The following is a 20,877-nucleotide window of genomic DNA, read 5'->3' as shown; positions in this document are numbered from 1 at the left end:
CCATGAGCTCCCACACGAATTGCTTGATTCATTGAAGAAGACGATAGAAGCAGCTTTAAGCTCCAAGCTGATAGCTCACAGCTAACAGTTACAAGCTCGAAATTGGGTCTGTAGCTCAGTTGGTTAGAGCGCACCCCTGATAAGGGTGAGGTCGGCAGTTCGAATCTGCCCAGACCCACCAATTTTGTTATGGGGCCATAGCTCAGCTGGGAGAGCGCCTGCCTTGCACGCAGGAGGTCAGCGGTTCGATCCCGCTTGGCTCCACCATAAACTGCTTCTGAAAGCTTAGAAATGAGCATTCCATCAAGGTGATGGTGAATGTTGATTTCTAGTCTTTTGATTAGATCGTTCTTTAAAAATTTGGGTATGTGATAGAAAGATAGACTGAACGTTACTTTCACTGGTAACGGATCAGGCTAAGGTAAAATTTGTGAGTTCTCTTAGTTGAGAAATTCGAATTTTCGGCGAATGTCGTCTTCACAGTATAACCAGATTGCTTGGGGTTATATGGTCAAGTGAAGAAGCGCATACGGTGGATGCCTTGGCAGTCAGAGGCGATGAAAGACGTGGTAGCCTGCGAAAAGCTTCGGGGAGTCGGCAAACAGACTTTGATCCGGAGATGTCTGAATGGGGGAACCCAGCCATCATAAGATGGTTATCTTGTACTGAATACATAGGTGCAAGAGGCGAACCAGGGGAACTGAAACATCTAAGTACCCTGAGGAAAAGAAATCAACCGAGATTCCCTTAGTAGTGGCGAGCGAACGGGGACTAGCCCTTAAGCTTCTTTGATTTTAGCGGAACGCTCTGGAAAGTGCGGCCATAGTGGGTGATAGCCCTGTACGCGAAAGGATCTTAGAAGTGAAATCGAGTAGGACGGAGCACGAGAAACTTTGTCTGAATATGGGGGGACCATCCTCCAAGGCTAAATACTACTGACTGACCGATAGTGAACTAGTACCGTGAGGGAAAGGCGAAAAGAACCCCGGAGAGGGGAGTGAAATAGATCCTGAAACCGTATGCGTACAAGCAGTGGGAGCCCACTTTGTTGGGTGACTGCGTACCTTTTGTATAATGGGTCAGCGACTTATTTTCAGTGGCGAGCTTAACCGAATAGGGGAGGCGTAGCGAAAGCGAGTCTTAATAGGGCGTCTAGTCGCTGGGAATAGACCCGAAACCGGGCGATCTATCCATGGGCAGGTTGAAGGTTGGGTAACACTAACTGGAGGACCGAACCGACTACCGTTGAAAAGTTAGCGGATGACCTGTGGATCGGAGTGAAAGGCTAATCAAGCTCGGAGATAGCTGGTTCTCCTCGAAAGCTATTTAGGTAGCGCCTCATGTATCACTGTAGGGGGTAGAGCACTGTTTCGGCTAGGGGGTCATCCCGACTTACCAAACCGATGCAAACTCCGAATACCTACAAGTGCCGAGCATGGGAGACACACGGCGGGTGCTAACGTCCGTCGTGAAAAGGGAAACAACCCAGACCGTCAGCTAAGGTCCCAAAGTTATGGTTAAGTGGGAAACGATGTGGGAAGGCTTAGACAGCTAGGAGGTTGGCTTAGAAGCAGCCACCCTTTAAAGAAAGCGTAATAGCTCACTAGTCGAGTCGGCCTGCGCGGAAGATGTAACGGGGCTCAAACCATACACCGAAGCTACGGGTATCACGTAAGTGATGCGGTAGAGGAGCGTTCTGTAAGCCTGTGAAGGTGAGTTGAGAAGCTTGCTGGAGGTATCAGAAGTGCGAATGCTGACATGAGTAACGACAATGGGTGTGAAAAACACCCACGCCGAAAGACCAAGGTTTCCTGCGCAACGTTAATCGACGCAGGGTTAGTCGGTCCCTAAGGCGAGGCTGAAAAGCGTAGTCGATGGAAAACAGGTTAATATTCCTGTACTTCTGGTTATTGCGATGGAGGGACGGAGAAGGCTAGGCCAGCTTGGCGTTGGTTGTCCAAGTTTAAGGTGGTAGGCTGGAATCTTAGGTAAATCCGGGATTCTAAGGCCGAGAGCTGATGACGAGTTACCCTCTGGGTGACGAAGTGGTTGATGCCATGCTTCCAAGAAAAGCTTCTAAGCTTCAGGTAACCAGGAACCGTACCCCAAACCGACACAGGTGGTTGGGTAGAGAATACCAAGGCGCTTGAGAGAACTCGGGTGAAGGAACTAGGCAAAATGGCACCGTAACTTCGGGAGAAGGTGCGCCGGTGAGGGTGAAGCACTTGCTGCGTAAGCCCACGCCGGTCGAAGATACCAGGCCGCTGCGACTGTTTATTAAAAACACAGCACTCTGCAAACACGAAAGTGGACGTATAGGGTGTGACGCCTGCCCGGTGCCGGAAGGTTAATTGATGGGGTTAGCTAACGCGAAGCTCTTGATCGAAGCCCCGGTAAACGGCGGCCGTAACTATAACGGTCCTAAGGTAGCGAAATTCCTTGTCGGGTAAGTTCCGACCTGCACGAATGGCGTAACGATGGCGGCGCTGTCTCCACCCGAGACTCAGTGAAATTGAAATCGCTGTGAAGATGCAGTGTATCCGCGGCTAGACGGAAAGACCCCGTGAACCTTTACTATAGCTTTGCACTGGACTTTGAATTTGCTTGTGTAGGATAGGTGGGAGGCTTTGAAGCGTGGACGCCAGTCTGCGTGGAGCCATCCTTGAAATACCACCCTGGCAACTTTGAGGTTCTAACTCAGGTCCGTTATCCGGATCGAGGACAGTGTATGGTGGGTAGTTTGACTGGGGCGGTCTCCTCCTAAAGAGTAACGGAGGAGTACGAAGGTGCGCTCAGACCGGTCGGAAATCGGTCGTAGAGTATAAAGGCAAAAGCGCGCTTGACTGCGAGACAGACACGTCGAGCAGGTACGAAAGTAGGTCTTAGTGATCCGGTGGTTCTGTATGGAAGGGCCATCGCTCAACGGATAAAAGGTACTCCGGGGATAACAGGCTGATACCGCCCAAGAGTTCATATCGACGGCGGTGTTTGGCACCTCGATGTCGGCTCATCACATCCTGGGGCTGAAGCCGGTCCCAAGGGTATGGCTGTTCGCCATTTAAAGTGGTACGCGAGCTGGGTTTAGAACGTCGTGAGACAGTTCGGTCCCTATCTGCCGTGGACGTTTGAGATTTGAGAGGGGCTGCTCCTAGTACGAGAGGACCGGAGTGGACGAACCTCTGGTGTTCCGGTTGTCACGCCAGTGGCATTGCCGGGTAGCTATGTTCGGGAAAGATAACCGCTGAAAGCATCTAAGCGGGAAACTTGCCTCAAGATGAGATCTCACTGGGACCTTGAGTCCCCTGAAGGGCCGTCGAAGACTACGACGTTGATAGGCAGGGTGTGTAAGCGCTGTGAGGCGTTGAGCTAACCTGTACTAATTGCCCGTGAGGCTTGACCATATAACACCCAAGCAATTTGCTGACTCGAAAGAGCACCAGATTGCGGTGTGTGAAGACGAAACGAACCGAAAGTTCGAATCTCACAAAACACCGAAAGCTGTCACATACCCAATTTGCTGAAGCGAGGCCGTCAGGCCACGATTCGGTACCCGAATTTCTTGACGACCATAGAGCATTGGAACCACCTGATCCCATCCCGAACTCAGCAGTGAAACGATGCATCGCCGATGGTAGTGTGGGGTTTCCCCATGTGAGAGTAGGTCATCGTCAAGATTAAATTCCGAAACCCCTATCTGCTGATGCAGGTAGGGGTTTTGTTTTGCCCGCAGGAAAGTCCTTTTCTGTTTCTATGCAACCGTCTTGCGCATGGCTATCATGCGGGCCTCATTATCAGGGCGCAGTCCGCATGCTCACGTTGCTAAAACTTCTGAAGGATGGCCGCTTTCATTCGGGGCAGGCACTGGGTGTTGCACTGGGTATCAGCCGCAGTGCTGTATGGAAGCAGCTGCAGCACTTGGAGGCGGATTTAGGATTGTCTGTGCATAAAGTTCGAGGTAGGGGGTATCAATTGGCGAAGCCCCTGTTGCTTTTGGATGCGGCAGAAATCCGCGCAAAAGGCCTTCCTGGATGGCCTGTCCATATATTTGACTCTATCGACTCCACTAACGCCGAGGCGCTGCGTTGCATTGAACGTGGCGGAGCAGCACCGTTCTTGGTTTTGGCCGAGCGACAGATAGCGGGGCGCGGTCGTCGTGGTCGTAAGTGGGTCAGTCCCTTTGCTGAAAATCTCTATCACAGCCTGGTGTTACGCATTGACGGCGGCATGCGACAAATTGAAGGTCTGAGTCTGGTTGTCGGGCTCGCTGTCATGCATGTCTTGCGCGACATGGGCATCGCGGGGGCAGGGCTGAAATGGCCCAATGATGTCCTGGTGGGTGAGAAAAAGATTGCCGGCATTCTGCTTGAATTGGTGGGAGATCCCGCAGATGTTTGCCATGTCGTCCTGGGCGTAGGGGTTAATGTGAACATGCAAGCAACTGATGAGGTCGATCAGCAGTGGACGTCCATGTGCCTTGAGACGGGCAGGGATTTCGATCGGAATGAGCTGGTGGCGCGATTGGGTGCGAAGCTACAGCAGTATCTGGAGCGCCATCATGCCTCGGGGTTTACTGCGATCCAGTCGGAATGGGAGCAGTACCATCTTTGGCAAGGCCGAGCTGTATCTCTGATTGCAGGTGTTAACAAAATTGACGGCATTGTGCTGGGCATTGATCACCAGGGTGCGCTGCGTTTGAAGGTAGATGGTGTGGAAAAGAACTTTAGCGGTGGTGAGCTCAGTTTGAGGTTGCGTGATGATTCTTGAGCTTGACTGCGGCAACAGCTTTATCAAATGGCGTGTTCTTCGTGCTGACGGGATAACGCCGGTCGAGGGGGGCGTGGTCAGCTCTGACGACGATCTGCTGGCGAGCCTGAATGACGGAGGGAAGTTCCAGCTCAAAAAGTGTCGTCTTGTTAGCGTCAGAACCTTGGCGGAGACGGACTCATTGGTCGCTTCGCTGGTCGACTTGTTCGGGGTGTCGGTGGTTCGTGCTGTGCCCGCCCGGGAAATGGCTGGTGTGAAGAACGGCTACGAGGATTACGAGCGGCTAGGCCTCGATCGGTGGCTGGCCTTGCTCGGCGGTTTTCATCTCGCTTCGGGGGCGTGCCTGGTCCTTGATTTTGGTACTGCGGTTACTGCTGATTTCGTGGCGGCGAATGGCGAGCATCTCGGCGGATTCATTTGTCCTGGCATGCCGCTAATGCGTAATCAATTGCGTACCCACACACGAAAAATTCGCTATGACGATATAGCGGCCGAGCGAGCCCATGAGAGTCTCGCTCCAGGTCGCGCGACTGTCGAGGCGGTTGAGCGCGGTTGCATGTTGATGCTCAGGGGGTTCGTCCTGACTCAGCTTGAGTTGGCGCGGCAATATTGGGGAAAGGAATTCGTGGTGTTTCTTACAGGGGGGGACGCCAATCTGGTTTCCGGGGTCGTTCCAGATGCCAGGGTGGTGCCTGACCTGGTTTTTGTTGGCTTGGCGATGGCCTGCCCTTTGTCTTGAGGTCTCTATGCGGTGGCTGTTTCTGTTATTGCTGGTTTTGAATGTCTTTTATTACATCTGGCATCAGCAGGAGGCTCCGCTTCGCGCCAAGGATGTCACGCCGCTGAGTTTGTATCGTGGTTCGCAACAGGATATCCATCTTTTGAGTGAAACGGCGGATGCCCTTGTCAGGCGCGATTCAGCCAAGTCCGGTGAGGTAGCCAAAACCTGTGTCTACCTGGGTGGTTTTTCCCGTCCGGAGCTGGCCAGGCAGTTGGAGCAGCGTTTGGCGGCTTCGAGTGTCCTGGGTCGTTTCGTGGCGTCGGGCTCACAGAGCGCTCCTGAGGGTGGTGGGTTCTGGGTTCAGGTTTCCCAGGAAAGCGCGGGAAAGGTGAATGAAACGCTGCTTCAAAACCTTTCTAAAGAATTCAATGAGTTAAAACATAAAATAATGCCGTGCGAGGGGGTTGCACCCGCAGGGTAGTTTGAATAGAATGGCGCCCGCTTCGCAGCGAAGACCTTTAAAGGTAAGCGGTACGAAGCGACGTCAACGCAGCTAACCTCAGGTTTTTAATGAGAAAATGCTTGACAGAAGGCTGGCATGATATAGAATGCCGGCTCGCTTAGGAGGGGTTCCCGAGCGGCCAAAGGGATCAGACTGTAAATCTGACGTCTACGACTTCGAAGGTTCGAATCCTTCCCCCTCCACCATTTTTAGCGTGAGCTGCAAGCTCCGCGGGTATAGTTTAGTGGTAGAACCTCAGCCTTCCAAGCTGATGATGCGGGTTCGATTCCCGCTACCCGCTCCAAGTTTGCAGGTTGTGCATAGTGTTTCGCTCTTGTAGCTCAGTTGGTAGAGCACACCCTTGGTAAGGGTGAGGTCAGCGGTTCAAATCCGCTCAAGAGCTCCATATAACAAGGCAGATATGCAAATATCTGCCTTTGTTTTAATGGCTTGTGTGACTCGCTAAATTCTTCTCCTAGGGGTGATTTCGATGGCTAAGGAAAAGTTCGAACGTAATAAGCCGCACGTCAACGTCGGTACCATTGGTCACGTTGACCACGGTAAAACCACGCTGACCGCTGCTCTGACCCGCGTCTGCTCCGAAGTTTTCGGTTCGGCCAAGGTTGACTTCGACAAGATCGACAGCGCCCCGGAAGAGAAAGCTCGCGGTATCACCATCAACACCGCTCACGTTGAATACGATTCGGCCGTGCGTCACTACGCACACGTTGACTGCCCAGGTCACGCCGACTATGTAAAAAACATGATCACCGGTGCTGCCCAGATGGATGGCGCGATCCTGGTTTGCTCGGCCGCTGATGGTCCGATGCCGCAAACCCGTGAGCACATCCTGCTGTCCCGTCAGGTAGGCGTTCCGTACATCGTTGTCTTCCTGAACAAGGCTGACATGGTTGACGACGCTGAGCTGCTGGAACTGGTTGAGATGGAAGTGCGCGACCTGCTGAGCACTTACGACTTCCCAGGTGATGACACTCCAATCATCATCGGTTCGGCTCTGATGGCTCTGAACGGCCAAGATGACAACGAAATGGGCACCACTGCTGTCAAGAAGCTGGTGGAAACTCTGGATAGCTACATTCCAGAGCCAGAGCGTGCTATCGACAAGCCGTTCCTGATGCCAATCGAAGACGTGTTCTCGATCTCCGGTCGCGGTACTGTTGTAACTGGTCGTGTTGAGCGTGGCATCGTTCGTATCCAGGAAGAAGTTGAGATTGTCGGTCTGCGTGACACTCAGAAAACGACTTGCACTGGCGTTGAAATGTTCCGCAAGCTGCTCGATGAAGGTCGTGCTGGCGAGAACTGCGGCGTACTGCTGCGCGGCACCAAGCGTGACGACGTTGAGCGTGGCCAGGTTCTGGTCAAGCCAGGCACCGTCAAGCCGCACACCAAGTTCACTGCAGAAGTCTACGTTCTGAGCAAGGAAGAAGGCGGTCGTCATACTCCGTTCTTCAAGGGCTACCGTCCACAGTTCTACTTCCGTACAACTGACGTGACTGGTAACTGCGAGCTGCCAGAAGGCGTTGAAATGGTAATGCCAGGTGACAACATTCAGATGACTGTTACCTTGATCAAGACCATCGCGATGGAAGACGGTCTGCGTTTCGCTATCCGTGAAGGCGGTCGTACCGTTGGCGCTGGCGTCGTAGCCAAAGTCATCGAGTAAACAGTTGTAATGTCTTTTTCGGGCCGGCATAATGGTCGGCCTGATTTTGTTTTAGGTCAGTAGCTCAATTGGCAGAGCGACGGTCTCCAAAACCGTAGGTTGGGGGTTCGATTCCCTCCTGACCTGCCAGATTCACTCGGTGTGTCTGGCTTTCTTTTCACAGGATCTTCATAGATGACTCCTAAAGCTGAAGCTCAAGGCTCTCGCTTCGATCTGCTCAAGTGGCTAGTGGTAGTCGCTTTGGTGGTTATTGGCGTTGTTGGCAATCAGTATTATTCTGCTTCGCCGATCCTGTACCGCGTACTTGCATTGCTCGCCATTGCTGCTGTAGCTGCCTTTGTAGGCCTGCAGACAGCCAAGGGCAAGTCTTTCTTTGTACTCGCTAAGGAAGCTCGCACCGAGATTCGTAAAGTCGTATGGCCGACTCGCCAAGAAACCACGCAGACCACGTTGATCGTTGTGGCTGTTGTTCTGGTAATGGCGTTGCTGTTGTGGGGGCTTGATTCCCTGCTCGGCTGGCTTGTTTCCTTGATTGTTGGCTAAGGGTGTCCCGTGGCTAAGCGTTGGTACGTTGTGCATGCTTACTCGGGTTACGAGAAGCATGTCATGCGCTCGCTGGTAGAGCGCGTAAAGCTGGCTGGCATGGAAGATGGCTTCGGCGAGATTCTGGTCCCCACTGAAGAAGTGGTTGAGATGCGCAATGGCCAGAAGCGCAAAAGTGAACGTAAGTTCTTTCCGGGCTACGTGCTGGTACAGATGGACATGAACGAAGGGACTTGGCACTTGGTCAAGGATACCCCTCGGGTGATGGGCTTCATTGGCGGTACCGCCGACAAGCCTGCGCCAATCACGGATAAAGAGGCAGAAGCGATTCTGCGTCGTGTCGCTGATGGTAGCGACAAGCCGAAGCCGAAAACGCTGTTTGAGCCGGGTGAAGTTGTACGTGTCACCGATGGTCCATTCGCTGATTTCAATGGCACGGTTGAAGAAGTTAACTACGAAAAGAGCCGGATCCAAGTGGCAGTGCTCATTTTCGGTCGCTCTACTCCGGTAGAGCTAGAGTTCAGTCAGGTCGAAAAGGTCTGATTGAACAGGCATCCCAACCCCGCAGCCCTAGGCTGTGGGGTTTTGTCGTCACTGGGATAAACGCGCAAGTAACCGGGGAGCCTTTCGAGGCGTTCGAACCCGTAATTGGAGTGCCTCATGGCCAAGAAAATTACCGCTTACATCAAGCTGCAAGTGAAGGCCGCTCAGGCTAACCCAAGCCCACCTGTTGGTCCTGCCCTGGGTCAGCACGGCGTGAACATCATGGAATTCTGCAAGGCCTTCAACGCCCGTACTCAGGGTCTTGAGCCAGGTCTGCCGACTCCAGTGATCATCACTGTCTACAGCGACCGTAGCTTCACTTTCGAAACAAAAAGCACCCCGGCTTCGGTTCTGCTGAAGAAGGCTGCAGGTTTGACCAGCGGTTCCGCTCGTCCAAACACCGTTAAGGTTGGCACCGTTACCCGTGCTCAGCTGGAAGAAATCGCGAAAACCAAAAACGCGGATCTGACTGCAGCTGATATGGATGCAGCCGTGCGTACTATCGCCGGTTCTGCTCGTAGCATGGGCCTTAACGTGGAGGGTGTGTAATGGCTAAGCTGACCAAGCGTCAAAAGGCTATCGCCGGCAAAATCGAAGCAGGCAAGGCCTACAACTTTGTAGACGCCGCCGCTCTGCTGGCTGAGCTGTCGACTGTCAAGTTCAGCGAGTCGTTCGACGTTGCTGTAAACCTGGGCGTTGACCCACGTAAATCCGACCAGGTCGTTCGTAGCGCTACCGTGCTGCCACACGGCACTGGCAAGACCGTTCGTGTTGCCGTGTTCACCCAGGGCCCAGCAGCTGAAGCTGCTCTGGCCGCTGGCGCTGATCGCGTAGGCATGGACGACCTGGCTGCTGAAATGAAGGGCGGCGACCTGAACTATGACGTAGTGATCGCATCCCCGGATGCCATGCGTGTTGTAGGTCAGTTGGGTCAGATCCTCGGTCCACGTGGTCTGATGCCTAACCCTAAAGTCGGCACCGTAACGCCAGACGTAGCCACCGCGGTTAAAAACGCCAAGGCTGGTCAGGTTCGTTATCGCACCGACAAAAACGGCATCATCCACACTTCCGTTGGCAAGATCGGCTTCGACGCCGTCAAGCTGAAGGAAAACGTTGAAGCCCTGATCGCTGATCTGAAGCGTATCAAGCCAGCTTCTTCGAAAGGTATCTACGTCAAGCGCGTTACCCTGAGCACCACTATGGGCCCAGGTCTGGTCATCGATCAGAGCTCGCTCGACGCGTAAGACTCAGGTTGGCACGAGCAATCGCGCCAACCACAAAATTGGGGTCCCTGCCTGGCGGGGGCTGTCCAAGACCGTAGGCGACGCAAGTCTTAAACCACAAGCCTACGCAGATGGTGCTCCCGGTTCCTTACCGAATCAGACACCAAAACGACATTCGGTTTCGATCGAATGAAACGGTAACAAGCAGGAGTTAAACCCGTGGCAATTAATCTCGAAGACAAGAAGGCCATCGTCGCTGAAGTCAACGAGGCTGCCAAAGTCGCTCTGTCCGCTGTCGTGGCTGATGCCCGTGGCGTAACAGTAGGCGCAATGACCGGACTCCGTAAAGAGGCCCGTGAAGCTGGCGTTTACGTACGTGTCGTACGTAACACCCTGCTCAAGCGCGCTGTTGCTGACACTGAATACAGTGTTCTCAACGACGTGTTCACCGGCCCGACCCTGATCGCGTTCTCCAAAGATCATCCAGGCGCTGCTGCCCGTTTGTTCAAGGAATTCGCCAAGGGTCAGGACAAGTTCGAGATCAAGGCAGCTGCGTTCGAGGGCAAGTTCCTCGCAGCTAATCAGATCGATGTACTGGCAACACTGCCGACCCGCGACGAAGCCATTTCGCAGCTGATGAGCGTGATTCAAGGCGCCACCAGCAAGCTGGCTCGTACCCTGGCTGCAGTTCGCGAGCAAAAAGAAGCTGCCGCAGCCTAAGGCTGAGCACTTTCTCTCGCGCTTTTTTGTTTATTTCGATGGCCGCGTAGGCCGTCCCCCAATTCAGGAAATACAGTAATGTCTATCTCCCAAGACGATATCCTCAACGCCGTAGCTGAAATGTCGGTTCTGCAGGTTGTTGAGCTGATCAAAGCTTTCGAAGAAAAATTCGGCGTTTCCGCTGCCGCTGCTTCCGCTGGTCCAGCTGCTGCTGCCGCCGTTGTTGAAGAGCAAACCGAATTCAACGTCATGCTGACCGAAGCTGGCGAGAAGAAAGTAAACGTGATCAAGGCAGTACGTGAACTGACCGGTCTGGGCCTGAAAGAAGCCAAGGCTGTAGTTGACGGCGCTCCTGCCATGGTTCTGGAAGCTGTATCGAAAGACGCAGCTGACAAAGCCAAGGCCACTCTGGAAGAAGCAGGCGCTAAAGTCGAGCTGAAGTAAGCATCGACTTTGCGTCTCCAGCCCGAGCGTTAAGCGACAGGCTGATGGCTGGTGGCTCTTGCCACCGGCCTTTTTCCGTTATTGGCAGCCGACTGGGTCGGTGCTGATCGCGAGCTGTAACCACCCGATGTGGTGGCGCAAACCATGGGGTTTGCACGATTTTCTGGCTGCTCCCGTCGGGAGGGGCCAAACAAGCAGGTGACCAAGCTGGGGAACGCTGATGGCTTACTCATATACTGAGAAAAAACGTATCCGCAAGGACTTTAGCAAGTTGCCGGACGTCATGGATGTGCCGTACCTCCTGGCCATCCAGCTGGATTCGTATCGTGAATTCTTGCAAGCGGGAGCGACTAAAGATCAGTTCCGCGACGTGGGCCTGCATGCGGCCTTCAAATCCGTTTTCCCGATCATCAGCTACTCCGGCAATGCTGCGCTGGAGTACGTCGGTTATCGCCTGGGCGAACCGGCATTTGATGTCAAAGAATGCGTATTGCGCGGTGTGACTTACGCCGTACCTTTGCGGGTAAAAGTGCGCCTGATCATTTTCGACAAAGAATCGTCGAACAAAGCGATCAAGGACATCAAAGAGCAAGAAGTCTACATGGGTGAAATCCCCCTGATGACTGAAAACGGTACCTTCGTAATCAACGGTACCGAGCGTGTAATCGTTTCCCAGCTGCACCGTTCTCCGGGCGTGTTCTTCGACCACGACCGTGGCAAGACGCACAGCTCCGGCAAACTGCTTTATTCCGCGCGCATCATTCCTTACCGCGGTTCGTGGTTGGACTTCGAGTTCGACCCGAAAGACTGCGTGTTCGTGCGTATCGACCGTCGTCGCAAGCTACCTGCATCGGTACTGCTGCGTGCGCTCGGCTATACCACTGAAGAAGTGCTGGACGCGTTCTACACCACCAACGTTTTCCACGTGCAAGGTGAAAACCTCAGCCTGGAACTGGTGCCTCAGCGCCTGCGCGGTGAAATCGCTGTCCTCGATATCCAGGATGACAAAGGCAAGGTTATTGTCGAGCAGGGTCGTCGTATCACCGCTCGCCACATCAACCAGCTGGAAAAAGCCGGGATCAAAGAGCTGCAAGTGCCTCTGGACTACGTCCTGGGTCGCACCACGGCCAAGGTCATCGTGCATCCGGCCACCGGCGAAATCCTGGCAGAGTGCAACACCGAGCTGAACACCGAGATCCTGGCAAAAATCGCCAAGGCCCAGGTCGTTCGCATCGAGACGCTGTACACCAACGACATCGACTGCGGTCCGTTCATCTCCGACACGCTGAAGATCGACTCCACCGGCAACCAGCTGGAAGCCCTGGTCGAGATCTATCGCATGATGCGTCCTGGCGAGCCGCCAACCAAGGATGCCGCCGAGACTCTGTTCAACAACCTGTTCTTCAGCCCTGAGCGCTATGACCTGTCTGCGGTCGGCCGGATGAAGTTCAACCGTCGTATCGGTCGTACCGAGATCGAAGGTTCGGGCGTACTGAACAAGGACGACATCGTTGCGGTCCTCAAGACCCTGGTCGACATCCGTAACGGCAAGGGCATCGTCGATGACATCGACCACCTGGGTAACCGTCGTGTTCGCTGCGTAGGCGAAATGGCCGAGAACCAGTTCCGTGTTGGCCTGGTGCGCGTAGAGCGTGCGGTCAAGGAACGCCTGTCGATGGCTGAAAGCGAAGGCCTGATGCCGCAAGACCTGATCAACGCCAAGCCTGTTGCTGCGGCGGTGAAGGAGTTCTTCGGTTCGAGCCAGCTGTCCCAGTTCATGGACCAGAACAACCCGCTGTCCGAGATCACCCACAAGCGTCGTGTCTCCGCACTCGGCCCAGGCGGTTTGACTCGTGAGCGTGCAGGCTTCGAAGTTCGTGACGTACACCCGACGCACTACGGTCGTGTATGCCCGATCGAAACGCCGGAAGGTCCGAACATCGGTCTGATCAACTCCCTGGCTGCCTATGCGCGCACCAACCAGTACGGCTTCCTCGAAAGCCCGTACCGCGTGGTGAAAGATGCCCTGGTCACCGACGAGATCGTGTTCCTGTCCGCCATCGAAGAAGCTGATCACGTGATCGCCCAGGCTTCGGCCACGATGAACGACAAGAAAGTTCTGATCGACGAGCTGGTAGCGGTTCGTCACTTGAACGAGTTCACCGTCAAGGCGCCGGAAGACGTCACCTTGATGGACGTATCGCCGAAGCAGGTAGTGTCGGTTGCAGCGTCGCTGATCCCGTTCCTAGAGCACGACGACGCCAACCGTGCGTTGATGGGTTCGAACATGCAGCGTCAAGCTGTACCCACCCTGCGTGCCGATAAGCCGCTGGTCGGTACCGGCATGGAGCGTAACGTAGCCCGTGACTCCGGCGTTTGCGTCGTGGCTCGTCGTGGCGGCGTGATCGACTCCGTCGACGCCAGCCGTATCGTGGTTCGTGTTGCCGATGACGAAGTTGAAACTGGCGAAGCCGGTGTCGACATCTACAACCTGACCAAATACACCCGCTCCAACCAGAACACCTGCATCAACCAGCGTCCGCTGGTGAGCAAGGGTGATCGGGTTCAGCGCAGCGACATCATGGCCGACGGTCCGTCCACCGATATGGGTGAATTGGCGTTGGGCCAGAACATGCGCATCGCGTTCATGGCATGGAACGGCTTCAACTTCGAAGACTCCATCTGCCTGTCCGAGCGTGTGGTCCAGGAAGACCGCTTCACCACGATCCACATCCAGGAACTGACCTGTGTGGCCCGTGACACCAAGCTTGGCCCAGAGGAAATCACTGCGGACATCCCGAACGTGGGTGAAGCCGCACTGAACAAGCTGGACGAAGCCGGTATCGTTTATGTAGGTGCCGAAGTAGGCGCAGGCGACATCCTGGTGGGCAAGGTCACTCCGAAAGGCGAGACCCAGCTGACTCCGGAAGAAAAACTGCTGCGTGCCATCTTCGGTGAAAAAGCCAGCGACGTTAAAGACACCTCCCTGCGCGTGCCTACCGGCACCAAGGGTACCGTCATCGACGTACAGGTCTTCACCCGCGACGGCGTTGAGCGTGATGCTCGTGCACTGTCCATCGAGAAGACTCAGCTCGACGAGATCCGCAAGGATCTGAACGAAGAGTTCCGTATCGTCGAAGGCGCGACTTTCGAGCGTCTGCGCTCCGCCCTGGTAGGCCACAAGGCTGAAGGCGGCGCCGGCCTGAAGAAAGGTCAGGAAATCACCGATGAAGTCCTCGACGGTCTTGAGCACGGCCAGTGGTTCAAGCTGCGCATGGCTGAAGATGCTCTGAACGAGCAGCTCGAGAAGGCCCAGGCCTACATCGTTGATCGCCGCCGTCTGCTGGACGACAAGTTCGAAGACAAGAAGCGCAAACTGCAGCAGGGCGATGACCTGGCTCCAGGCGTGCTGAAAATCGTCAAGGTTTACCTGGCAATCCGTCGCCGCATCCAGCCGGGCGACAAGATGGCCGGTCGTCACGGTAACAAGGGTGTGGTCTCCGTGATCATGCCGGTTGAAGACATGCCGCACGATGCCAATGGCACCCCGGTCGATGTGGTCCTCAACCCGTTGGGCGTACCTTCGCGTATGAACGTTGGTCAGATCCTTGAAACCCACCTGGGCCTCGCGGCCAAGGGCTTGGGCGAGAAGATCAACCGTATGATCGAAGAGCAGCGCAAGGTCGCTGACCTGCGTAAGTTCCTGCACGAGATCTACAACGAGATCGGCGGTCGCAACGAAGAGCTGGACACCTTCTCCGACCAGGAAATCCTGGATCTGGCGAAGAACCTGCGCGGCGGCGTTCCAATGGCTACTCCGGTGTTCGACGGTGCCAAGGAAAGCGAAATCAAGGCCATGCTGAAGCTGGCAGACCTGCCGGAAAGCGGCCAGATGCAGCTGTTCGACGGCCGTACCGGCAACAAGTTCGAGCGCCCGGTTACCGTTGGCTACATGTACATGCTGAAGCTGAACCACTTGGTAGACGACAAGATGCACGCTCGTTCTACCGGTTCTTACAGCCTGGTTACCCAGCAGCCGCTGGGTGGTAAGGCGCAGTTCGGTGGTCAGCGTTTCGGGGAGATGGAGGTCTGGGCACTGGAAGCGTACGGTGCTGCATACACTCTGCAAGAAATGCTCACAGTGAAGTCGGACGATGTGAACGGCCGGACCAAGATGTACAAAAACATCGTGGACGGCGATCACCGTATGGAGCCGGGCATGCCCGAGTCTTTCAACGTGTTGATCAAGGAAATTCGTTCCCTCGGCATCGATATCGATCTGGAAACCGAATAACACGTGACGCGAATCGAGAGCGGGGCTGTTTTGCCCGCTCTCTGCTCCGCCAGGAGGAAAGGCCTTGAAAGACCTACTGAATTTGCTGAAAAACCAGGGTCAAGTCGAAGAGTTCGACGCCATCCGTATTGGATTGGCCTCGCCTGAGATGATCCGTTCGTGGTCGTTCGGTGAAGTTAAAAAGCCGGAAACCATCAACTACCGTACGTTCAAACCTGAGCGTGACGGCCTGTTCTGCGCCAAGATCTTTGGCCCGGTCAAGGATTACGAGTGCCTGTGCGGTAAGTACAAGCGCTTGAAGCACCGCGGTGTGATCTGCGAGAAGTGCGGCGTTGAAGTCGCGCTGGCAAAAGTTCGTCGTGAGCGCATGGCGCACATCGAGCTGGCCTCGCCGGTTGCCCACATCTGGTTCCTGAAATCGCTGCCGTCCCGTATCGGCTTGCTGATGGACATGACCCTGCGTGATATCGAACGTGTTCTCTACTTCGAGAGCTATGTCGTTATCGATCCAGGCATGACCACCCTTGAAAAAGGTCAGCTGCTCAACGACGAACAATACTTCGAAGCGCTGGAAGAGTTCGGTGACGATTTCGATGCCCGTATGGGTGCCGAAGCTGTCCGCGAACTGCTGCACGCTATCGACCTGGAGCACGAGATTGGCCGTCTGCGCGAAGAAATTCCGCAAACCAATTCCGAAACCAAGATCAAGAAGCTGTCCAAGCGTCTGAAGTTGATGGAAGCCTTCCAGGGTTCCGGCAACCTGCCAGAGTGGATGGTGCTGACCGTTCTGCCGGTTCTGCCGCCAGACCTGCGTCCACTGGTTCCGCTCGATGGCGGTCGTTTCGCGACTTCCGACCTCAACGATCTGTATCGTCGAGTGATCAACCGTAACAACCGCTTGAAGCGCCTGCTCGATCTGTCCGCTCCGGACATCATCGTGCGCAACGAAAAGCGTATGTTGCAGGAAGCGGTCGACGCACTGCTCGACAACGGTCGTCGTGGCCGCGCTATTACCGGTTCCAACAAGCGTCCTCTGAAATCCCTGGCTGACATGATCAAGGGTAAACAGGGTCGTTTCCGTCAGAACTTGCTCGGTAAGCGTGTTGACTACTCCGGTCGTTCGGTAATTACCGTAGGCCCGACCCTGCGTCTGCACCAGTGCGGTCTGCCTAAGAAAATGGCCCTGGAGCTGTTCAAGCCGTTCATTTTCGGCAAGCTGGAAATGCGTGGTCTGGCGACCACCATCAAAGCAGCCAAGAAAATGGTCGAGCGCGAGCTGCCAGAGGTCTGGGACGTTCTCGCTGAAGTGATTCGCGAACACCCAGTGCTGCTCAACCGTGCACCGACCCTTCACCGTCTGGGTATCCAGGCGTTTGAACCGGTACTGATCGAAGGTAAGGCTATCCAGCTGCACCCGCTGGTCTGTGCTGCGTACAACGCCGACTTCGACGGCGACCAAATGGCCGTGCACGTGCCGCTGACGCTGGAAGCCCAGCTCGAAGCGCGCGCGTTGATGATGTCGACCAACAACATCCTGTCGCCAGCCAACGGTGAGCCAATCATCGTTCCGTCGCAGGACGTTGTATTGGGTCTGTACTACATGACGCGTGAAGCGATCAACGCCAAGGGCGAAGGTCGTGTGTTCGCGGATCTGCAGGAAGTTGACCGTGTGTTCCGTGCCGGCGAAGCCGCACTGCACGCCAAGGTCAAGGTGCGGATCAACGAAACCGTGAACGATCGTGACGGCGGCAGCGTGACCAACACTCGTATCGTCGACACCACCGTCGGCCGTGCGCTGTTGTTCCAGGTTGTGCCAAAAGGCTTGTCCTTCGACGTCGTCAACCTGCCGATGAAGAAAAAGGCGATCTCCAAGCTGATCAACCAGTGCTACCGCGTGGTTGGTCTGAAAGAGACCGTGATCTTCGCTGACCAGTTGATGTACACCGGTTTTGCCTATTCGACCATTTCCGGCGTTTCCATCGGCGTTAACGACTTCGTTATCCCGGATGAAAAAGCCCGCATCATCGGTGCTGCCACCGAAGAAGTGAAAGAGATCGAAAGTCAGTACGCCTCCGGCCTGGTAACCCAGGGCGAGAAGTACAACAAGGTGATCGACCTCTGGTCCAAGGCGAACGACGAAGTTTCCAAGGCGATGATGGCCAACCTCTCGAAAGAGAAAGTCATCGACCGTCACGGCAACGAAGTCGACCAGGAATCCTTCAACTCGATGTACATGATGGCCGACTCGGGCGCACGGGGTTCTGCTGCGCAGATCCGTCAGCTCGCCGGTATGCGTGGCCTGATGGCCAAGCCGGACGGTTCCATCATCGAGACCCCGATTACCGCGAACTTCCGTGAAGGCTTGAGCGTACTCCAGTACTTCATCTCTACTCACGGTGCTCGTAAGGGTCTTGCGGATACCGCGTTGAAAACGGCGAACTCCGGTTACCTGACTCGTCGTCTGGTAGACGTTGCCCAGGATCTGGTCGTGACCGAGATCGATTGCGGCACCGAACATGGCCTGGTCATGACGCCGCACATTGAAGGCGGTGACGTAGTAGAGCCATTGGGTGAGCGCGTATTGGGTCGTGTCATCGCCCGTGACGTATTCAAGCCGGGTACCGAGGACGTCATCGTTCCTGCTGGCACCCTGGTTGACGAGAAGTGGGTCGAGTTCATCGAACTCAACAGCATCGACGAAGTGATCGTACGTTCGCCGATCAGCTGCGAAACCCGCTACGGCATCTGCGCCAAGTGCTACGGTCGCGACCTGGCTCGCGGTCACCAGGTGAACATCGGTGAAGCGGTCGGCGTTATCGCTGCCCAGTCCATCGGTGAGCCGGGTACCCAGCTGACGATGCGTACGTTCCACATCGGTGGTGCGGCAAGCCGGACCTCCGCGGCCGACAGCGTCCAGGTGAAGAATGGCGGTACCGTCCGTCTGCACAACCTCAAGCACGTAGAGCGTGTCGACGGTCACCTGGTGGCTGTGTCCCGTTCCGGTGAGCTGGCCATCGCTGATGACTTCGGTCGTGAGCGTGAGCGTTACAAGCTGCCGTACGGTGCTGTGATTTCGGTGAAGGAAGGCGACAAGGTCGACGCTGGTGCCATCGTGGCCAAGTGGGATCCGCACACTCACCCGATCGTCACCGAGATGAAAGGTACCGTGACCTACGTGGGCATGGAAGAAGGCATCACGATCAAGCGTCAGACCGACGAATTGACCGGTATGACCAACATTGAAGTACTCGACGCAAAAGATCGTCCAGCTGCCGGCAAGGACATCCGTCCTGCTGTGAAGATGGTCGACGACAACGGCAAGGATCTGTTGCTGCCAGGCACTGACGTAATCGCTCAGTACTTCCTGCCAGCCAACGCCCTGGTCGGTGTTGCGGACGGTGCGCGGATCGCGATCGGTGACGTAATCGCTCGTATCCCGCAGGAAACTTCGAAAACCCGCGACATCACCGGTGGTCTGCCGCGTGTTGCCGACTTGTTCGAAGCCCGTCGTCCGAAAGAAGCCTCGATTCTGGCTGAAGTCAGCGGCACCATCGCGTTCGGTAAAGAGACCAAGGGCAAGCGCCGTCTGGTCATTACTCCGAACGACGGTAGCGATCCGTACGAAGAGCTGATTCCGAAGTGGCGTCACCTGAACGTCTTCGAAGGCGAACAGGTAAACCGCGGCGAAGTTATCTCGGACGGCCCGAGCGATCCACACGACATCCTGCGTCTGCTGGGTGTGAGTGCGCTGGCTAAGTACATCGTGAACGAGATCCAGGACGTTTACCGTCTGCAAGGCGTGAAGATCAACGACAAGCACATCGAGACCATCCTGCGTCAGATGCTGCGTAAGGTCGAGATCGCTGAATCCGGCGACTCGAGTTTCATCAAGGGCGACCAGATGGAACTGACTCACGTACTGGTGGAAAACGAGCGTCTGGCGACCGAAGACAAGTTCGTCTCCAAGTTCACTCGCGTGCTGCTGGGTATCACCAAGGCATCGTTGTCCACCGAATCGTTCATCTCGGCGGCTTCCTTCCAGGAAACCACCCGCGTACTGACCGAAGCGGCGGTAACCGGCAAGCGCGATTACCTGCGCGGCCTGAAAGAAAACGTGGTCGTGGGTCGTCTGATCCCGGCCGGTACCGGCTTGGCCTATCACAGCGAGCGCAAGCGTCGCCGTGATGCTGACAAACCGTTGCGCGTAAGCGCCAGTGAAGTGGAAGCTGCACTGACCGAAGCGCTGAACTCGAGTGGTAACTGAGTTCTGCGGTAATTGAGTGCCTGGCCCTGGTCGCCCCGTTCGGCGGATCGAGACAAATTGTCGAGATCCGGCGGGCGGGGAGGTCGGGGCCTTGCCTTGACTGGGGGCAAGATCCTCTTTAGACTCTTGATCCCCTAAATTTGGCGGGAATTCGTTCCTGCCATTTTGCTTTTCTTGTAAGACAATAGCGTCGCAAGACAACAGTGGAGCTAGTAGATGGCAACTATCAACCAGCTGGTACGTCAGCCGCGTAAGCGTATCGTCGAGAAATCCGACGTGCCTGCGCTGCAGAACTGCCCGCAACGTCGTGGCGTATGCACCCGTGTGTATACCACCACGCCGAAAAAACCTAACTCGGCACTGCGTAAAGTATGCCGTGTGCGTCTGACCAACGGTTTCGAGGTTTCCTCGTACATCGGCGGTGAAGGCCACAACCTGCAAGAGCACAGCGTGGTCCTGATCCGCGGCGGTCGTGTAAAAGACTTGCCAGGTGTTCGTTACCACACCGTTCGCGGCTCTTTGGATACTTCCGGCGTTAAAGGTCGTAACCAAGGTCGTTCGAAGTACGGTACCAAGCGTCCGAAATAATCGGCCGTTTTGCAGTTTTTAATTTTATTGAGTCGATAAGAGTAAGGTCGGGCACGCACCTGCTGTCCCGGGCTAACCTGAAGACCGTTTGAGGGCTTATCAATGCCAAGACGTCGCGTAGCAGCCAAACGTGAGATTCTGGACGATCCGAAATACGGAAGCCAGATTCTCGCCAAGTTCATGAACCACGTAATGGAAAGCGGCAAGAAAGCCGTGGCCGAGCGTATCGTTTATGGCGCACTGGACAAAGTTAAGGAACGCAAGAACAGCGATCCCCTGGAAATCTTCGAGAAAGCTCTCGACGCCATCGCTCCGCTGGTCGAAGTGAAGTCGCGCCGTGTAGGCGGTGCTACTTACCAGGTTCCGGTCGAAGTTCGTCCGTCCCGTCGTAACGCCCTGGCAATGCGCTGGCTGGTAGACTTCGCTCGCAAGCGCGGTGAGAAGTCCATGGCCCTGCGTTTGGCTGGTGAACTGTTGGACGCTGCTGAAGGTAAAGGTGCTGCAGTTAAGAAGCGTGAAGACGTGCACCGTATGGCTGAAGCCAACAAGGCTTTCTCGCACTACCGCTTCTAATTTTAGCGTCACTC

At 55.3% G+C, this 20,877-nt stretch carries 14 protein-coding genes, 6 tRNA genes and 2 rRNA genes; all 22 read left to right on the top strand.

The window, feature by feature from the left end; genetic code table 11:
* Nucleotides 1-104: 104 nt before the first annotated feature.
* Nucleotides 105-181: transfer RNA gene (locus J3P85_RS26720), tRNA-Ile, on the top strand.
* 10 nt (nucleotides 182-191) lie between these two features.
* Nucleotides 192-267: transfer RNA gene (locus tag J3P85_RS26715), tRNA-Ala, on the top strand.
* Nucleotides 268-509: 242 nt separating this feature from the next.
* Nucleotides 510-3,401: ribosomal RNA gene (locus J3P85_RS26710) — 23S ribosomal RNA — on the top strand.
* 157 nt (nucleotides 3,402-3,558) lie between these two features.
* A 5S ribosomal RNA gene (rrf, locus tag J3P85_RS26705) occupies nucleotides 3,559-3,674 on the top strand.
* A 133-nt stretch (nucleotides 3,675-3,807) separates the two neighbouring features.
* Complete coding sequence (gene birA / locus J3P85_RS26700) at nucleotides 3,808-4,764, top strand: bifunctional biotin--[acetyl-CoA-carboxylase] ligase/biotin operon repressor BirA (RefSeq protein WP_434704090.1); 957 nt, start codon at nucleotides 3,808-3,810, stop codon at nucleotides 4,762-4,764.
* Nucleotides 4,754-5,503 carry a pantothenate kinase gene (locus tag J3P85_RS26695; protein WP_434704089.1) on the top strand — a complete coding sequence of 250 codons (750 nt, stop codon included), beginning with the start codon at nucleotides 4,754-4,756 and terminating at the stop codon, nucleotides 5,501-5,503. Before birA ends, J3P85_RS26695 begins: the two co-directional genes overlap by 11 nt.
* A gap of 7 nt (nucleotides 5,504-5,510) precedes the next feature.
* Nucleotides 5,511-5,966 (top strand): hypothetical protein, encoded by a 456-nt coding sequence (locus J3P85_RS26690; RefSeq protein WP_434704088.1) that lies wholly within the window; start codon nucleotides 5,511-5,513, stop codon nucleotides 5,964-5,966.
* 142 nt (nucleotides 5,967-6,108) lie between these two features.
* A tRNA-Tyr gene (locus J3P85_RS26685) sits at nucleotides 6,109-6,193 on the top strand.
* 24 nt (nucleotides 6,194-6,217) lie between these two features.
* A tRNA-Gly gene (locus J3P85_RS26680) sits at nucleotides 6,218-6,291 on the top strand.
* Nucleotides 6,292-6,317: 26 nt separating this feature from the next.
* Nucleotides 6,318-6,393 (top strand) — tRNA-Thr (locus J3P85_RS26675).
* Nucleotides 6,394-6,477: 84 nt separating this feature from the next.
* Complete coding sequence (gene tuf / locus J3P85_RS26670; RefSeq protein WP_003186103.1) at nucleotides 6,478-7,671, top strand: elongation factor Tu; 1,194 nt, start codon at nucleotides 6,478-6,480, stop codon at nucleotides 7,669-7,671.
* Nucleotides 7,672-7,724: 53 nt separating this feature from the next.
* Nucleotides 7,725-7,800: transfer RNA gene (locus J3P85_RS26665), tRNA-Trp, on the top strand.
* Nucleotides 7,801-7,845: 45 nt separating this feature from the next.
* Nucleotides 7,846-8,214 carry a preprotein translocase subunit SecE gene (gene secE / locus J3P85_RS26660; RefSeq protein ID WP_003206102.1) on the top strand — a complete coding sequence of 123 codons (369 nt, stop codon included), beginning with the start codon at nucleotides 7,846-7,848 and terminating at the stop codon, nucleotides 8,212-8,214.
* 9 nt (nucleotides 8,215-8,223) lie between these two features.
* The gene (nusG, locus tag J3P85_RS26655) at nucleotides 8,224-8,757 is read left to right on the top strand and encodes a transcription termination/antitermination protein NusG (protein ID WP_003186097.1); all 534 of its coding nucleotides are present in this window, start codon (nucleotides 8,224-8,226) and stop codon (nucleotides 8,755-8,757) included.
* Nucleotides 8,758-8,874: 117 nt separating this feature from the next.
* Entirely contained in the window at nucleotides 8,875-9,306 is a 432-nt protein-coding gene (gene rplK / locus J3P85_RS26650) for a 50S ribosomal protein L11 (RefSeq protein ID WP_003176435.1), read from the top strand.
* Complete coding sequence (rplA, locus tag J3P85_RS26645; protein WP_003186095.1) at nucleotides 9,306-10,001, top strand: 50S ribosomal protein L1; 696 nt, start codon at nucleotides 9,306-9,308, stop codon at nucleotides 9,999-10,001. Before rplK ends, rplA begins: the two co-directional genes overlap by 1 nt.
* A 198-nt stretch (nucleotides 10,002-10,199) precedes the next feature.
* A complete protein-coding gene (gene rplJ / locus J3P85_RS26640; protein WP_047230484.1) occupies nucleotides 10,200-10,700 on the top strand; it encodes a 50S ribosomal protein L10 in 501 nt (166 codons plus the stop codon).
* A 78-nt stretch (nucleotides 10,701-10,778) separates the two neighbouring features.
* Nucleotides 10,779-11,144, top strand: a complete 366-nt coding sequence (gene rplL / locus J3P85_RS26635; RefSeq protein ID WP_025215758.1) for a 50S ribosomal protein L7/L12 — start codon at nucleotides 10,779-10,781, stop codon at nucleotides 11,142-11,144.
* Nucleotides 11,145-11,364: 220 nt separating this feature from the next.
* Nucleotides 11,365-15,438, top strand: a complete 4,074-nt coding sequence (rpoB, locus tag J3P85_RS26630) for a DNA-directed RNA polymerase subunit beta (RefSeq protein WP_053125867.1) — start codon at nucleotides 11,365-11,367, stop codon at nucleotides 15,436-15,438.
* Nucleotides 15,439-15,502: 64 nt separating this feature from the next.
* Nucleotides 15,503-19,702, top strand: coding sequence for a DNA-directed RNA polymerase subunit beta' (gene rpoC / locus J3P85_RS26625; protein ID WP_047230482.1), 4,200 nt, complete (start codon nucleotides 15,503-15,505; stop codon nucleotides 19,700-19,702).
* A 216-nt stretch (nucleotides 19,703-19,918) separates the two neighbouring features.
* On the top strand, nucleotides 19,919-20,290 hold the full coding sequence (rpsL, locus tag J3P85_RS26620; protein WP_003186084.1) for a 30S ribosomal protein S12: 372 nt from the start codon (nucleotides 19,919-19,921) through the stop codon (nucleotides 20,288-20,290).
* 102 nt (nucleotides 20,291-20,392) lie between these two features.
* Nucleotides 20,393-20,863: a 30S ribosomal protein S7 gene (gene rpsG / locus J3P85_RS26615; protein WP_003186074.1), complete on the top strand. Its 471-nt coding sequence runs from the start codon at nucleotides 20,393-20,395 to the stop codon at nucleotides 20,861-20,863.
* Nucleotides 20,864-20,877 lie beyond the last annotated feature (14 nt).

The sequence above is a fragment of the Pseudomonas sp. Z1-12 genome (assembly GCF_051132015.1).
Classification (GTDB): Bacteria; Pseudomonadota; Gammaproteobacteria; order Pseudomonadales; family Pseudomonadaceae; genus Aquipseudomonas; species Aquipseudomonas zanjanensis.
This window is presented reverse-complemented; position numbering and strand designations above follow the sequence as displayed.

Bases quoted from the DNA above. Each gene is read 5' to 3' on its own strand.
- J3P85_RS26695 (WP_434704089.1), top strand. From the start codon at position 4,754: ATGATTCTTGAGCTTGACTGCGGCAACAGCTTTATCAAATGGCGTGTT.
- birA (WP_434704090.1), top strand. From the start codon at position 3,808: ATGCTCACGTTGCTAAAACTTCTGAAGGATGGCCGCTTTCATTCGGGG.
- rpoB (WP_053125867.1), top strand. From the start codon at position 11,365: ATGGCTTACTCATATACTGAGAAAAAACGTATCCGCAAGGACTTTAGC.
- secE (WP_003206102.1), top strand. From the start codon at position 7,846: ATGACTCCTAAAGCTGAAGCTCAAGGCTCTCGCTTCGATCTGCTCAAG.
- rplL (WP_025215758.1), top strand. From the start codon at position 10,779: ATGTCTATCTCCCAAGACGATATCCTCAACGCCGTAGCTGAAATGTCG.
- J3P85_RS26690 (WP_434704088.1), top strand. From the start codon at position 5,511: ATGCGGTGGCTGTTTCTGTTATTGCTGGTTTTGAATGTCTTTTATTAC.
- rpsL (WP_003186084.1), top strand. From the start codon at position 19,919: ATGGCAACTATCAACCAGCTGGTACGTCAGCCGCGTAAGCGTATCGTC.
- rpsG (WP_003186074.1), top strand. From the start codon at position 20,393: ATGCCAAGACGTCGCGTAGCAGCCAAACGTGAGATTCTGGACGATCCG.
- tuf (WP_003186103.1), top strand. From the start codon at position 6,478: ATGGCTAAGGAAAAGTTCGAACGTAATAAGCCGCACGTCAACGTCGGT.
- rplK (WP_003176435.1), top strand. From the start codon at position 8,875: ATGGCCAAGAAAATTACCGCTTACATCAAGCTGCAAGTGAAGGCCGCT.
- rplA (WP_003186095.1), top strand. From the start codon at position 9,306: ATGGCTAAGCTGACCAAGCGTCAAAAGGCTATCGCCGGCAAAATCGAA.